General features: G+C 68.4%; 15 protein-coding genes and 1 pseudogene. 6 read left to right on the forward strand and 10 right to left on the reverse strand.

The genetic code is table 11. The features are described 5' to 3' along the window. Positions 1 to 442: pseudogene (locus A5708_RS25995) on the reverse strand (hypothetical protein); the annotation flags it as partial. A gap of 153 nt (positions 443 to 595) precedes the next feature. Further along, positions 596 to 1,825 carry a hypothetical protein gene (locus A5708_RS06145; protein ID WP_065027765.1) on the reverse strand — a complete coding sequence of 410 codons (1,230 nt, stop codon included), beginning with the start codon at positions 1,823 to 1,825 and terminating at the stop codon, positions 596 to 598. Between the two features lie 38 nt (positions 1,826 to 1,863). Here A5708_RS06145 and A5708_RS06150 point away from each other — a divergent pair, with 38 nt between their 5' ends. Together A5708_RS06150 and A5708_RS06155 are read left to right on the forward strand one after the other, a co-directional pair. After that, complete coding sequence (locus tag A5708_RS06150) at positions 1,864 to 2,508, forward strand: TetR/AcrR family transcriptional regulator (protein WP_065027766.1); 645 nt, start codon at positions 1,864 to 1,866, stop codon at positions 2,506 to 2,508. Between the two features lie 107 nt (positions 2,509 to 2,615). After that, positions 2,616 to 3,101 carry a nuclear transport factor 2 family protein gene (locus A5708_RS06155; RefSeq protein ID WP_155765910.1) on the forward strand — a complete coding sequence of 162 codons (486 nt, stop codon included), beginning with the start codon at positions 2,616 to 2,618 and terminating at the stop codon, positions 3,099 to 3,101. 3 nt (positions 3,102 to 3,104) lie between these two features. Here the strand turns inward: A5708_RS06155 and A5708_RS06160 are convergent, their stop codons facing one another. Beyond that, positions 3,105 to 3,764, reverse strand: a complete 660-nt coding sequence (locus A5708_RS06160; RefSeq protein WP_065027840.1) for a L,D-transpeptidase family protein — start codon at positions 3,762 to 3,764, stop codon at positions 3,105 to 3,107. Positions 3,765 to 3,863: 99 nt separating this feature from the next. Next, complete coding sequence (locus tag A5708_RS06165; protein WP_065027768.1) at positions 3,864 to 4,541, reverse strand: phosphatase PAP2 family protein; 678 nt, start codon at positions 4,539 to 4,541, stop codon at positions 3,864 to 3,866. 55 nt (positions 4,542 to 4,596) lie between these two features. Between A5708_RS06165 and A5708_RS06170 the strand changes: the two genes are divergently transcribed. Then, a complete protein-coding gene (locus A5708_RS06170; protein WP_065027769.1) occupies positions 4,597 to 5,079 on the forward strand; it encodes a hypothetical protein in 483 nt (160 codons plus the stop codon). Here A5708_RS06170 and A5708_RS06175 read toward each other — a convergent pair. Continuing rightward, a complete protein-coding gene (locus tag A5708_RS06175) occupies positions 5,063 to 5,344 on the reverse strand; it encodes a hypothetical protein (protein ID WP_065027770.1) in 282 nt (93 codons plus the stop codon). The two genes, A5708_RS06170 and A5708_RS06175, sit on opposite strands and share 17 nt — an antisense overlap. 77 nt (positions 5,345 to 5,421) lie before the next feature. Here A5708_RS06175 and bluB point away from each other — a divergent pair, with 77 nt between their 5' ends. After that, positions 5,422 to 6,090, forward strand: a complete 669-nt coding sequence (gene bluB, locus A5708_RS06180) for a 5,6-dimethylbenzimidazole synthase (RefSeq protein WP_065027771.1) — start codon at positions 5,422 to 5,424, stop codon at positions 6,088 to 6,090. 92 nt (positions 6,091 to 6,182) lie between these two features. Then, positions 6,183 to 7,586: a sulfatase gene (locus A5708_RS06185; protein WP_065027772.1), complete on the forward strand. Its 1,404-nt coding sequence runs from the start codon at positions 6,183 to 6,185 to the stop codon at positions 7,584 to 7,586. A gap of 102 nt (positions 7,587 to 7,688) precedes the next feature. Here A5708_RS06185 and A5708_RS06190 read toward each other — a convergent pair whose 3' ends face one another. After that, the gene (locus A5708_RS06190) at positions 7,689 to 8,474 is read right to left on the reverse strand and encodes a trans-aconitate 2-methyltransferase (RefSeq protein ID WP_065027773.1); all 786 of its coding nucleotides are present in this window, start codon (positions 8,472 to 8,474) and stop codon (positions 7,689 to 7,691) included. Between the two features lie 164 nt (positions 8,475 to 8,638). On the opposite strand from A5708_RS06190, the gene A5708_RS06195 reads away from it, so the two are divergent. Next, positions 8,639 to 9,838, forward strand: coding sequence for an alpha/beta hydrolase family protein (locus tag A5708_RS06195; protein WP_065027841.1), 1,200 nt, complete (start codon positions 8,639 to 8,641; stop codon positions 9,836 to 9,838). Here A5708_RS06195 and eccE read toward each other — a convergent pair. From eccE to A5708_RS06215, 4 genes are read right to left on the reverse strand one after another with little or no spacing between them, the layout of a single operon-like run. Beyond that, entirely contained in the window at positions 9,828 to 10,856 is a 1,029-nt protein-coding gene (eccE, locus tag A5708_RS06200) for a type VII secretion protein EccE (RefSeq protein WP_065027774.1), read from the reverse strand. The genes A5708_RS06195 and eccE overlap by 11 nt on opposite strands. Beyond that, a complete protein-coding gene (mycP, locus tag A5708_RS06205) occupies positions 10,853 to 12,262 on the reverse strand; it encodes a type VII secretion-associated serine protease mycosin (protein WP_065027775.1) in 1,410 nt (469 codons plus the stop codon). The genes eccE and mycP overlap by 4 nt, the downstream gene beginning before the upstream one ends. Continuing rightward, positions 12,259 to 13,683 carry a type VII secretion integral membrane protein EccD gene (eccD, locus tag A5708_RS06210; protein ID WP_155765911.1) on the reverse strand — a complete coding sequence of 475 codons (1,425 nt, stop codon included), beginning with the start codon at positions 13,681 to 13,683 and terminating at the stop codon, positions 12,259 to 12,261. The genes mycP and eccD overlap by 4 nt, the downstream gene beginning before the upstream one ends. Positions 13,684 to 13,697: 14 nt before the next feature. Beyond that, positions 13,698 to 14,654: an ESX secretion-associated protein EspG gene (locus A5708_RS06215; RefSeq protein ID WP_065027777.1), complete on the reverse strand. Its 957-nt coding sequence runs from the start codon at positions 14,652 to 14,654 to the stop codon at positions 13,698 to 13,700. Positions 14,655 to 14,663: the final 9 nt, after the last annotated feature.

The raw sequence follows: 14,663 nt of genomic DNA on the forward strand, positions 1-14,663 counted from the left end.
CGGTCAGCGACGCGATCGCGTCCGACACCAACCGCGGCGCCATGCCGCTTCGCACGAAGCCCAGATGCGTCCGCAAGGCGTCCCGCAACGCCTGCACCGTCGCGGGCTTCCAATGCGCCGGCACGGCGATGGAAATCTCCGAGCACGCCGCATCAGCACCGGCGGCAAGCACCATCGCGTCCAGCGCCTCCACCGTCAGCAGCTCCGGATCATGCGCGGAACCGTCGGGTGACACCAGCGCGACGGAATCACCGATGCGCTCGATAAAGCCCTTCATCGGTACGCCAGGCTCAGCTAGGTACGGGTTCTCTTCGGGTGCACCGATTTTCGGTGCACAGTGCGGGTAGAGGGTAAGCACGGACCGGCGGCTAACCGGTGGGCTTCCGTTACGCGCAGCGACCAGGTTCGTGGTCCCGATCGACAACCCGAGTGGGTCGTACATAGAGCGAAAACCTCGTCTATAGGGGTCGGTGGCCAGCGTTAACGATAGCCGTGGACACGCGGAAAGCCGATGCTTCGCAATGTCATTGGTATCCGCTCGATGCGCTTGCGTCACCGAAGCGGTACCGAAAACCCCTTGACAAAAAGCTTTGTGTTACAACACCGTCAGCGGCAGCGAACGCCTGGGCTCGAACTGAAACGTCGCTCCCCCACTGACTCTCACCACCGAAACCTCTGGCAGTTCGTCGGTCGGAGCGTCGGTTTCGACCAGTTCGGCCGTCCAGTCGGCGGCCGTACCGCTAACTCGGACCTTGATGCGCGGTTCCACCGCGGTGGCGATCGCCTGAAGCGGCTGCACGGATTCCGGCGAGCACAGCGAGATCCAGGATTTGTCGTCATGGGCCGGCGACGGGTGGACGTGCAGCCGGTTCGATTCCGTCTCGGCCACAACGTAGCCCGCGGGGTTGAGCAGCGGGTGCAGCTCGAGGACGCGCAGGACGCCGTCGGTGCCGCCCGGGAGTTTCAGCGCGCGGTGAATGCGCTCGGCGGCCAGACCCGCGATGCCGATCAGGCCGCGGGTGCACACGCCGATCGCCTCGTCGTCGTCGGCGGCACGCGCGCGCACCGCGATCGCGAACGACAGGTACAGCAGGTGCATCTGCAGGCACACCTCGTCGGCCATCCGGACCAGCGCCGAATGCGAGAAGGCGGCGAAGTCGAAATCGGACAGCAGCGGGCCGGAGTAATCCGCCTGTCCCTCGTCCGAGGGGTCGATGGGGTCGAGTTCCCATGCCGCAGCGCGGGTTCGGCTCACAATGTCCAGGGCAGGGATGCTCTGCGCCTCGGGGTAGGACTCGTCGATGATGACGGTCCACGCGCAATGCGGATGCCGGTCCGCCGGCGTCCTCGGCGGGCGATGAATGGGGCGCACCTGGGCGCGCGGGTTGGTCGCGATCGCGGTGGCGTCGAAGGTCGGGTCCTCGATGGTGTGGCACATGCCGAACACGTACTGCTCGCCCATCGGCTCGACGTCGAGCAGGGCGCCGCAGTGGTCGAGGTGGAATTCGCCGTGCCACCGGTCGTGCACGGTGTACCGGAAGTCCATGAATTGCGGCGGGGCACCGATGTCGAGCTGCAGGCCCTTGAAGATCGTCAGCACGTCGTTGCCCTCATAGTTCAGCGCCTTCTGCATGCGCCGGGTGTAGATCGGGCTGGAGCCCGCCCACTCCTCGATGGCGATCTGCACCATCTCGTCGCGGCCGAATGAGGAGATGCACCAGGCCATCCCGGATCGGTCGATCAGCTGCCCGATCAGCAGCAGTTCGGGAACCAGGACGACGAGTTCGTCACGGGACAATTGTGCGTATCGCGAGGGGCTGCTCACGCTACAAAAATAGACTCGGCTATGTTATAAAGTCAACAATGTCCATCGTCGCTGGCCATACCCCCGATCGCCCTGTTGGCCCCACCCGGCGAACCACCGCGCCACGCAAGCGCGGCGATGACACCCGGGCGAAAATCATCGATGAGACGGTCCGCTGCATCGTGGAGGAGGGATTCTCCGCCGCCACCGCCAAGCACGTGGCCGAACGCGCCGGCGTGACGTGGGGGGTCATCCAGTACCACTTCGGGGATCGCAACGGCCTGCTGATGGCCGTGGTCGACGACGGGGTGGCCCGGCTGGTGGACAGCCTGTCCTCGGCCGACGTCAGCGAGCTGCCGCTGCGCGAGCGGATCGAGGTCGTCGTCGACACCGCCTGGAGCTGCTACAGCAGCCCGACGTCGATGGCCGCCTTCGAGATCCTGCGCGAGACCCGCGGCGGACCGGACCCGTCGTCGCGGCGCCACCTGCTCGACATGAACTCCGCGGTCGGCCAGCTGGGACGACTGATCACCACCGATCCCGCGCATGCCGGTGTGGCCGAAGTCATTTGGGCCACGCTGCGCGGTGTGGTGCTCGCGCAGATGGTGACCGGGACCGCCATCGATTGGAGCCTGGAACGACGTGCCCTCGTCGACATGGTCACCCGCTATCTGTCCGACGGTCAGGGCGACCGCGACACTTGAACCACGCACCAGACGCGCCGCACGATGTGACCGTCATTTGAGTCTGGGCGACGCCTGCCCTTCGATGCGGGTGCGGGCGGCTTATCACCGTGTGCTGCAATGACGGAATGAGCACCCTCACCCTCGACGACCTCGCCGATATCGAAGCGATCAAGCAAGTCAAATACCGGTATCTGCGCGCGCTGGACACCAAGCACTGGGACGACTTCACCGACACCCTGGCCGAGGACATCAAGGCCGACTACGGGCCGTCGATCGGCAACGAGCTGCACTTCACCAACCGGGCCGACCTGGTGGAGTACATGCGGACGTCGCTGCCCGCGAACGTCATCACCGAACACCGGGTGACGCATCCGGACATCACCGTCGACGGCGACACCGCAACGGGCAGTTGGTATCTGCAAGATCGGGTCATGGTCGCCGACTTCAACTTCATGTTGATCGGCGCGGCCTTCTACCGCGACACCTACCGTCGCACCGATGCCGGCTGGAAGATCAGCGGCACCGGCTACGACCGAACCTACGACGCCACAATGTCTTTGGAGGGCCTGAACTTCACCCTGAAACCCGGCCGCGCCATCGCCGCCGACTGACGGCTACTTGGTGATGGCGATGACCGCGCCGGGCCGCAGCCATTTCATGATCGACACCAGCTGAGCGTCGTCCACCGCCACGCAGCCCTCGGTGGGTTTCCCGTCGGTGGTGTGGAAGAAGAACGCGGCTCCCCCACCCGGGGTCTTGTTCTTGTTGACGCCCATCACGACGGCGTGCTTGTACTGCGGGATCTGCAGGTTCTCGCTGTCGCCGGTGTTGAACGGGCACTGCGCCTTCTGGCACACCTGCATCGAGTTGAACGTGGGACTGTGGTCGTCGCCGCTCCACCAGTAATTGGCGCCGGAGACCTGGGTGTAGGGCAGTCCGGTACCGGGATTCGGCGCCGTGCCGAACGCGGAGTCCAGGCTGTACACGCCCATCGGGGTGGCCGGAACGCCGCTCTTGGCCTGCGGCGCCATGCCCGCCGAACCGACGTGAGTGGGAATGTTGGACCGCAGCGACTGCCAACCGGTGCCGCTGCGCTGGAAGATCTCCATGGTCGCGTTGGAACCGCCGGTGCTCACCACCGAAACCACCTGGGTCGCATTGCCAACCGCGTTCGCGAACCAGGGAGCGCCGGCGGCGGCACCGATCGGCGCCAGAACCACCGAGGCGAAAATTACGCACGCCGCGGCGCACAGCGAAGTGAGCAGTCGGTGCATGCACTCCATCGTCAAACGGGCACGTCTTCATGGTCAAGTAAAGCTTTAGCCCCGGTTAGGTCACCGCGCCGTGACCAAATGCCCACCGCGACAGCGCTGTTAGGGCACGGTGGCGGTTTCGGGCGAGCGCCGCGGGCCGGCGGAGGGCCTGACCGTGGGCCGAAAGATCAAGAGACACAACAGGAAATACAGGTATCCCAGTGACCAGCCGGCCAGCACGTCGGACGGGTAGTGCACGTTCAGCGCCACCCGGGAGATGCCGACCGTCAGCAGCGACGCCGCCACCACCGCCACCGCGATGCCGCGGATCAAGCCGTTCATCATCGGAAAGAAGAAGCACAATACGGCGAGCAGGGCCGCCATCGCCTCGAGCGCATGCCCGGACGGGAACGAGGTGGACGGCGCGGCGACCAGCATGGTCGCCGGACGCGGCCGGTTGACCAGGGCCTTGGCCGCGGCGGTCACGAACTCGTTGAGCGGCCCACACGACAGGACCAGCACCAGCGCGGCCCGCACATTGCGCATCACCAGCGCCAACACCGTCATCGCGATGCCCAGCGCGGACATCGGGACCGGACCCAGCGCATACGACACGCCTTCCCAAAACCGCACCCACAGCGGGTGTTTGAGCGCGATGTCGCGGGCCGCGTTCAGCAACGACCAATCCATCCGGTGCATCCAGGTCCACTGCCGGCAGTAGCCCGCCCACATCACCGCGTACACGGCGGCGGCCAACACCGCGATCCACACGGCCACCGGCGTCCTGGGACGAGTCATAATCAACCGATACCAGCCCTCCCCACGAAATCGCTCACGCGGTCATACTGTCGATATGGCCGTCTTCGTCCGTAGGTTGTTCGGCATCGGCAAACTGCCCGACGAGCTGCACGCCCAGCTCGAGTCGGAGGGCATCACCTACCTCGCCGACTACGTCGCCGTGACCCGGCGGTTCAGCGGCACCATCCCCGGCGTGCGGCTGCCGCACAGTGTCGCCAGCTACACCGGTTCGCTGGTCTTCACCTCGGAGCGGGTACTGGCGACGCTATCGATGCTGCCCCGGCTGGCCGGCCCAACCGTCAACGTGCGGTGGAACGCGCCGCAGACCGGCTCGGCGCAGGTGGAGATCTCGTCGACCGGACTGCAGGTCGACGTCGACGTGTCCCGGGTCGACGAGAAGTTCAGCGGCGAGCTGTCGCTGCACTACAAGGTCGCCATTCCCGACGACGTGCTCGGCGCCCTGCCCCGGCGGTCGCTGGCGTTCGACATGCCGCCGGACTACGTGTTCCGCGCGGTCGGAGTTACCTATAGTCCCTGATCGTGATGCGCGGCCACGGCGGCTGCCGCAGCACCGCCAGGCTGCCGATCACCGCAGCCAGCAGGCCGGTGATCACCCCGATCAGCGCGATGCGGCCCTTGTCCACGGCCGGCGTCCAGGAGGCCTGCCCGTCGCGGACGGCGAACACCCCCAGCGGTTTGGTGACCACGATGACGGTGGTGCCGTCCGGGGTCTGATAGGGCTCGCCGTAACGGCCGGCGGCGGCATCGAGGCCCAGCTGATCGAGTACTTCGGAAGGCTTCACGGAAAACCACTCCCCTTCCTGGGGTTCACCAAGTGCTCAGGCCTCGGCAGGCTCCACGCTAACGCGGATTTCCTACGATGGCTGACGTGACCGGTGAGGCATTCAGTCCGCAGGAGCGGCGGGCCGTCTATCGCGTCATCTACGAGCGCCGTGACATGCGCCGGTTCGTTCCCGGCGCGGTGGTGGACGAGGCCGTGCTGGCGCGCCTGCTGCAGGCCGCGCACGCGGCGCCCAGCGTCGGGTTGATGCAACCGTGGCGCTTCATCCGCATCACCGACGCCGCGCTGCGGCGCCGCATTCACGCCCTGGTGGACGAGGAACGTCCGCGCACCGCGGAAGCCCTGGGCGAGCGGGCCGACGAGTTCCTGGCGCTCAAGGTCGAGGGCATCCTCGAGTGCGCGGAGCTGTTCGTGGTGGCGCTGGGCGACGGCCGCGACGCGCACGTGTTCGGCCGGCGGACCCTGCCGCACATGGACCTGGCGTCGGTGTCTTGCGCGATCCAGAACCTCTGGCTGGCGGCCCGGTCCGAGGGCCTCGGCATGGGCTGGGTGTCGCTGTTCGATCCGCAACGGCTGGCGGCGCTGCTGGAGATGCCGACCGGCGCCGAACCGGTGGCCATCCTGTGCCTGGGACCGGTGCCCGAATTCCCCGACCGCCCGGCGCTGGAACTGGACGGGTGGGCGGTCGCGCGACCGTTGTCGGAGTTCGTCTGCGAGAACCGATGGGGACAACTGCCGGCGCCCTGACGCGTCGGCACTCAGGAAACACCAAGGAGGGTTGCGGTAACGTCGCCGGTCGCAAGGCAATGTGAGAGGTGACACCATTGACGCCGCGCGACATGGCGGACCAAGAACGGAAAACGGGCTTCCAGGACAACGTGCTGATCGTGCACTGGCACGACCTGGGCCGCTACCTCGGCGCCTACGGTCACACCGACGTGTCGAGCCCGCGCCTGGACCGCCTTGCGGCCGAGGGCATCCTGTTCACCCGGGCGCACGCCACCGCGCCGCTGTGCTCGCCGTCGCGCGGATCGCTGTTCACCGGCCGCTACCCGCAGAACAACGGCCTCATCGGCCTGGCCCACCACGGCTGGGAATACCGTGACGGGATCCGCACCCTGCCTCAGATACTGTCCGAATCGGGCTGGTACTCGGCGCTTTTCGGGATGCAACACGAGACCTCCTACCCGAAGCGGTTGGGCTTCGACGAGTTCGACGTGTCGAACTCCTACTGCGACTACGTGGCCGAGCGGACTGAAGAGTGGCTGCGGCAAAGCGCCGAAGGCCTTGTCGGGCAGCCCTTTCTGTTGACAGCCGGCTTCTTCGAGACGCACCGGCCATACCCGCGGGACCGCTACACGCCGGCCGACAGCGCCCAGGTGGACCCGCCCGATTACCTGCCCGACACCCCCGAGGTGCGCGGCGACCTCGCCGACTTCTACGGGGCCATCAGCACGGCCGACGCCGCGGTGGGGCGGCTGTTGGACGCGCTGGCCGACACCGGCCTGGACGCCAACACCTGGGTGGTGTTCTTCACCGATCACGGCCCGGCGTTCCCGCGGGCGAAATCCACGTTGTATGACGCCGGCACCGGCATCGGGTTGATCATTCGGCCGCCCACCGACCGGCCCGTGCCTCCCCTCGTCTATGACGAGCTGTTCAGCGCGGTGGACCTGGTCCCGACGTTGTTGGGGCTGTTGGGGATTGACACCCCGGCCGATGTGGACGGTGTCTCGCACGCGCCCGCTCTGCTGGAGCCGGATCCCCCGCCCGCGCCGGTGCGCGATCACGTCTACACCATGAAGACCTACCACGACTCGTTCGACCCGATCCGCGCGATTCGCACCAAGGACTACAGCTACATCGAGAACTACGTGCCCCGGCCACTGCTGGATCTGCCGCTGGACATCGAGGAAAGCCCGTCCGGGTTGGCAGTCGCGCCGTTCGTCACGTCGCCGCGGCCCGAGCGGGAACTCTACGATCTGCGCGCCGACCCCACCGAGACCACCAACCTGCTGGCCGAAGACGGAACCGATGCCGACGAGATCGCGGCCAACCTCGCTGTGCGACTTCATGATTGGCGTCAGCGCACCGGCGACGTCATCCCGTCGGAGTTCGCCGGTACCCGCATCTCGGCGCGATACACCGAAACGTATCTGCAGATCCATCATGCCAAGCCGACCCCCCGCTCGGCCATCGCCGCCGACCGCGGCATCGAAGAAGGCAAGCCCACGCAGCGCTAGTGGCGATCGCGATTCCGGCGGAGCCGGGCGAAGCGGGTCGCCACCCAGAGCAACAGCAGAGCAGCGGCAGCACGCTGCCGCCGAGAGGCGCCGCCGCTGGGACTACCCCGCTGACCGGCTCGCGCCCCCCACCTCGGCGACGACGAAGACCCGGCGGAACGGGAAGATCGTCGTGCCGTCGGCCCGGGGCGGGTAGGCGTCCTGCAGCAGCGGGATCAACTCCTCGCGGAACTGCTCCCATGTCTCGTCGTCCAGCCGTTCGCGCACCGGGACCAGCGCCGTGCCGGTGATCCATTCCAGCACCGGATGCTCGCCGGTCAGCTGGTGCAGATAGGTGGTCTCCCAAACGTCGACCTTGCATCCCGCGTCGAGCAGCAGGTTGGCGTAGTGCGCCGGCGGCTGAACCACCGCGCCGACCCGAAATGGTATGTCTCGCAACAATTTCGCGTACGGCTCCCGGCGGGCCAACGCGCGCACCGCGGCGTAGGACGGCGACTCGAAGTTGCCGGGCATCTGGACACCGATCCACGAACCGGACGCCAGTTGCCCCGCCCACCGCAGCAGCAGGTCGGCATGCTCGGGCACCCAGTGCAGGGCCGCGTTGCTGACCACCACGTCGGTGTCGGGTTTGGGCTTCCAGTCGCGCAGGTCACCGGTGACGGCGTCGATGCCGCGCTCCTTGGCGGCGGCCACCATCTCCGGCGAGCTGTCGATCGCCTCGACAACCGCGTCGGGCCAGCGCCGGGCCAGATATTTCGTCAGGTGACCGGGACCGCAACCGAGATCGACGACGCGACGAGCCCGCTCGGCGCCCACCCGCGACAGCAGGTCGTAGAAGGGGCGGCCGCGATGGTCGGCGAAGGCCAGGTAGACGTCCGGATCCCACATGTCGATCCTCCCGATCCTCGCGCCGCCGCTGGCGGGCCGATAGCAAACCTATAACTCCTATGGTGCGCCGACGCGACCCGAATGGTCCCGGCATACGGCCGCGACGATCGAAACCGGTCGAAACCCCTGGGAGACGCGTGCCCGCCGGGCTACCATCGGCGTTCGTGGCGTCCGACTCAGATCCGATCGACCCGCCCATCCCCGTTCCGGACGTCCCCGGCGCTGATCTACCGGCCGGCGCCGGCGGATTACCCCCCCACTCGGCGTTGTCGCCCCGCCAGCGAATGGTAGTCGAGGCATCGGCCCTCGGTGATCTGGCCCTGCGCACCTGGGTGGCCTCCCTGCTCACCACCACGGTGGCGCCGTTCGTGGTCGCCGGCACGCTGAGGCAATCCGATTCCGGCACCGAGCGCGGCAACCTCGACTTCTACGCGGAGTTGGGTGCGGCGAAAGACCCGACGCGGTCCTTCCCGCCACCCACCGAGTCGCCCCGGGTGACGTCGCGGCGGGCCAGCCCGCTGGCGGAGTGGATCGCGCGCGGCACGGTCGACAACATCGCGTTTCCCAGCAGCTTCACCGCCATCAACCCCGCCATGCGCACGCGGTGGGGCGCCTGGGAATCCAACAACACCGTGCGTGCGCAGCACTGGCGCCACGACGACGGGCCCCGTCCTACGCTGTGCGTGGTCCACGGCTTCATGGGCTCGTCGTACCTGGCCAACGGGCGGTTCTTTTCGCTGCCCTGGTACTACCGGGCAGGCTACGACGTGTTGATGTACATGTTGCCCTTTCACGGCAAACGGGCCGAAAAATATTCGCCCTTCAGCGGTTTCGGCTACTTCGCCGGCGGGCTCAGCGGATTCGCCGAGGCCATGGCCCAGGCCGTGCACGACTTTCGTTCCATCATCGACTATTTACGTCACACCGGGGTCGACCGCATCGCGCTCACCGGCATCTCGCTGGGCGGTTATACCTCGGCGCTGGTGGCCTCGGCCGACGATCGGCTGGAGGCTGTGATCCCCAACTGTCCGGTGGTCACCCCGTCGACGTTGTTCGACGAATGGTTCCCGGCCAACAAGCTGGTCCGGCTGGGCCTGCGCCTGTCCGACATCAGCCACGACGACCTGGCGGCGGGGCTGGCGTACCACTGCCCGCTGAACTACCGCCCGCTGGTGTCCCGGGACCGCCGGATGATCATCACCGGGCTGGGCGACCGGATGGCGCCACCCGACCATGCCGTCAAGCTTTGGCAACATTGGGATCACTGTGCGCTGCACTGGTTTCCGGGTAGCCACGTATTGCACGTGAGCCAGCTGGACTACCTGCGCCGGATGACCGCATTCCTGCAGGAGGTCATGTTCTGACCACCTCGACGGTGTCGGCTCTCTCGGCGCTGCCACCGGTTTGGGCGTGCCGAGCCCGGTGGGCCGGGCCGGTCAGGGTGGGCCAGTGCAGCTGCGAGAGCAGGTCGTCGGGCGCCGCGGTGTGGCCGTCCAACCGATACGTGGACAACAGGTCCAGCGCGGTCAAGGCGGGCAGGTGGTTGCCGCGTTGCGGGGTCAGCCCGTCCACCGGCGCCCCGCCGTCCGGGCCGGTCTCGGTCTGGAACGCGCAGGCCACCGCGACGGTGGGCCGGTCCTTGTCACCGGCAACCTCGAGCGCGGTGCAGGTCTCGCGCGCGGCATACGCCCGGATCGCCTCCAACGTCTCCGGCAACGCATCGTCCACCTGAATCCGGTATGCCGCAAGGTAATCGGAGGCACCTCGTTGCACTCCGCGCCACCTCTCGCGGGGGTTGGACGTCAGCAGCCGGGGAATGTCGTCGGCCGCGACCGTAGTGGCTTCCCAACCGATCTCCCGCAGATGATCGGCGAGCCGGCGGGCCGCGACCTGAGCGGTCTGGTGCAACGGGATTCGCGGCGAGCGGGCCTGCAGCGCGGCCAGATTGTCGGGCGCCGATACGGTGAGTCCGATCCAGGTCTCGCGGCGTGACGCGTCGGCGGCGTTGTCGCGGCTCGTGATTCGGATCTTGTCCGCCCGGATGCCGTAGCGGTCCAGGTAGCTCGCGATCAGCGGGAGCGGCAGCACATCGGAGTCGTCATCCGGTGCGCCGAGGCGAATCAGTGCGGTCGCCGCCGCGTCAGAGGTGGCCGCGGGGACGCCGTTGCCGCGGCCGATCATCGCCAGGCGGCGGTGCAGGATGGTGGTCAAATGCAGACCGCCCCACCAGCCGAACAACACGATTACGACGGCGGCCGCGATGCCCAGCAGCCAGTAGTCGCGGGGCGTCCGCCACGGGTAGGCCATCACCGCGGGCACAATGGCCAGCAGCGCCAACGTGATTCGAGCGCTCCCGGGAGTCGGTATCCGATGCATGCTCACGGGGTGGGGTCCTTTCGTCGGCGTGCGGCGATTGCGGTGACGGCGCCGGCCACCGCGACCAGCACGGCCAGCGCTGCGGTGCCGGCCACCGCGATGGTGCGCGGTTTGGTGTCCTTGGGCGCCGGGGCCGGCGGAACGGCCACCGGCTTCACCGTTGCGGCGCCGGGCTGGTCACCGGCGGGCAGCTGCCAGGTCAGGGCCGCCACCGGATCCACGCTGCCGGTGCCGACCACGTCCGACGGGTCGCGGGCGCCGTTGTGCGCGGTTGCGGTGATGCGGTGCAGCACCGCGGGGGCGTTCAGGTCGGGATACTTGCTGCGGACCAGCGCCGCGACACCGGCCACATAGCCGGCCGCGTAACCGGTTCCGCTGAGGGCGGCGAGTTGCTGATGCTCGTCGGGCAGGCCGTTGGCCAGGCCGCCGCCGTCGGCGTTGCCGATCGACACGATGCGTTCGCCGGGCGCCGCGACTCCCACCCATGGCCCCGCCACGGTGAATTTCGACGGCTGGCCGTCCGGGGTCAGCGACGCCACCGACAAGACGTACGGCTGCCACCATGACGGGATGGACACCGACGTGACGCCGGCCCAATTGCGTGGATCGTTCGGGCGGCTCAGGTCGGTGAGCGGATTGGACTCACACGAGGTTCCGCCGCCGGCCGCTCCGGTCGTCCCGCTGTCCCCGGCGCCGGCCACGATCACCGCGTCCTTGTCCACCGCCGCGTACCGGACGGCGGCGCCGAGCGCGGCCTGGTCGACGGGCCGGTCCACGGGCATGCAGGTGGCCGAGCCGATGTCGATCACCCGGGCACCGAGGTCGGCGGCGTGCACGATCGCCCGGGCGAGCGTCGACACCTCGGCCGACACGCGCGCCATCATCGGATCGCCGCCCGGCGTCCGCGGCGAGAACTTGGCCGACTCGGTCCTGATCGACACCACCCGCGCGGCGGGCGCCACACCGGAGAACCCGTCGTCCGGCGAGGGCTGGCCGGCGATGACCCCGGCCAGCAGCGTTCCGTGCCCGTCGCAGTCGGTCAGCCCGTCGGTGGTCTCGACGAAATCACCGCCCGGTTCGACGTTGGGCAGCCGCGGACCCGGCCGCACCCCCGTGTCGAGCACTGCCACCAGCTGGCCCTCGCCCCGCGAGAATTGCCATGCCGCAGGCAGATTCAGCATCGACTGGCTGGGCGTGATGGCACCCGTATCGCTGCCGGGAACGACGCCGGACGTGCTGCACGGTCCGCGCTGCTCCATCGGCTGCCCGGGCCCCGGCGACCCGCTGGGCGGTGGCGCGCCGGCATCGACCGTCGGCGGGCTGATCGCGGATGCCGGCGGACTCGTCCACGTCGCGGCGGCGGGCAGCAAGGCCAATACCGCCGCGCAGCAGGCTGATGCCGGCCGAATCATCGATTGAGCACCCAGCTGAACAAACCGACCACGAACGCCATGACGGGGATCAGCGACGCGTCGAGTCCGGTCGCGACGAAGCCCACCAGCCGGCGAACCGGCAGCGAATAGCTCTCCGGCGCAGCGATACCCGGGTTCAGCGCCACCACGATCCACACCGCCACAAGCACCAGCAGCACCAGCACCGCGCCCAGGGCGGCGGCGTAGCGTCCGGTCGAGGTGTAGAGCACCAGCAGCACTCCGGCGGCCAGGAAGGGCTGGGCGAGCAGCCACGCCTTGCAGGCGGCGGAGTCCCACACCCGGGCACGCAGCACAGAGGTCGCTGCGGTGGCCGCCACCACGTACCAGCCCGCACCGCTGAGCGCCTCGGGCCGCAGCGCGATCGCGACCGAACCGAGGACGCTGAGTAGCACCGCGGCGGCGATGAATCCGCTCTGATGCGCGTCGCTGATGCGGACCCGGCGCGGCAGGTCTTCGAGCACCCGCAGCGACGGCGCCGACGGGGTCGGGTCACCGGGCGCCGGGATGACCGGCAACGGGAAGCGCGCCCACAGTGCGGACAGTTGCGCCGCCTCGATGGTGACCAGCAGCGCCGCCACGATCAGCCCGCAGCCGATGGCGATCGGCTTGAGGTGCCAGAGCAATTCGGCGCCTGCGGCCAGCAGCACCGCGGCACCCACCACCGCGGTCGCGGTGAAGAAGCCGGCGATGCGTTCACGTTCGGCGCTGGGCGCCATCAAGGCGATCAGCGACCACGCGGTGACCCCCGCGGCGGCCAGCGTCAACTGGGCGGGGCCGAACCCGCCCGGCACGGCCAGCGTGAGTGCGGCGGCGATGGGAGCCAGCGCCGCGATCGAGAGCGCCATTCCGGTGCGCGCCGAGCGCGCGGTGACCAGCAGGCCGACGATCGCGGTCAACGCCGCGACCGCGCTGACGGCGACCAGTCCCAGCAGCGCGCCGGTGGCCACCCGGTAGGTGACCGACAGCCCGGTGGCCAGGAACGCCACCGCAATGGCCGCGGCCAGGGCGCCGCGCTGGATATGTGGTGTGCCCCAAGGCTTGAGCCGGGAGGTCGAGAAGATCATCGCCGCGTCGGCGATGTCCTCGACGATGCCGGGCGCGGCCGGACCGACGGGCACCGCTTGCAACGCCAGCAGGTCGCCGTCGACGACGCCGACCGTGTCCAGGCTGGCGTCCAGGCTGAACGGCGCGCCACCGATGGGGGCCAGGCTCAGCTGGGTCGCCGCGCCGATCTCGGCGGCACCGCGCCCGGTGGCACCGTCTTCCGAATCACCGTTGGTCGCGGCGGGAACCACCAGACGCTGGACGGCGGGCAGGATTTCGCGCAGCGGCAGCTCCGCGGGCAAGGCCATTTCCGTCAACCTGCTGTCCGCGAGGATTGCCACGCGAACGATCGGCATGACGGTTCCGGACGTCACCGGACCCTCGAAAAGTGTTGTGGCCGTTGCTCGAACATCGTGCTCTCTTCTCTTTTACTTTGGACGGACAGTGTTGATGGGGAAAAGTCTCGGGCTAACCGGTGTTCGGAGAACCATCCGGCGTCTGGCAGTAGGGCGGTCAACTGTTCAATCGCGACGGCGATCGCGAATGGCGTTCCGGGCGCGAAGGTCGAAACCCACTCGCCGTCGAAGGCGCGGGACGGGCTGACCAGCACCCGCCCCTCGCGTGCGTCGACGATGCTCATCCCCACCTCGCTGGTGGAGTGCCGGCCGTCGCGGTGGCAGCCGGCGACGATCTCGACGTAGCTGCGCGGTCCGTTGAACACCGATTCCACCACCCTTCGTGCCGATTGCGGAATACCCAGGTAGTCAAGGACTTCGGCGAGCGGAGCGCCCGACCGCAGTCGTTCGTCGGCTCGGGCACCGACCCGCGTCGGCAGGCTGAACTCGTCGAACCGGGCGGGCGAACGTTGCGTCAGGCCGACGGTGAGCACCGGGACCAGGGCACGCGGATCGTCGATGTCCATGGCGGTGAACGTGATCAGCTGCGCGCTGCGCAACGCGACGACCGTCAGCGACGGCTTGCCGGCCACACCGGTGCGCTGCGCGACGACGCCGCGCAGCAACTCGGCGCCGCCGCCCTCACCGCTGCCCTTGGCGGGGCCCACATACCGCAGGTCCAGCCACCGCTGGGGAAAACACACCACCTTGATCCACTCGGCGACCGCGGGGTTGACGAGTCCACCTTCTGAGACCAGACCAAGTTCGGTCAGCTCAGCCTTCTGACGGTCGAGGAACGCGTTGCGTTCCGCGGCGTCACGATAGGGCGAGGTGATCGCCAATACCCAGGGAAAGCTCCCCGCCCCAATCGTTTCCGCGATGAACCAAGCGTGATCGACCGTCAGTTCGACGGCGTTGGGTGATGCGCTCATTCAGCTGTG

This window comes from Mycobacterium colombiense (assembly GCF_001672755.1).
Lineage (GTDB): Bacteria > Actinomycetota > Actinomycetes > Mycobacteriales > Mycobacteriaceae > Mycobacterium > Mycobacterium colombiense_C.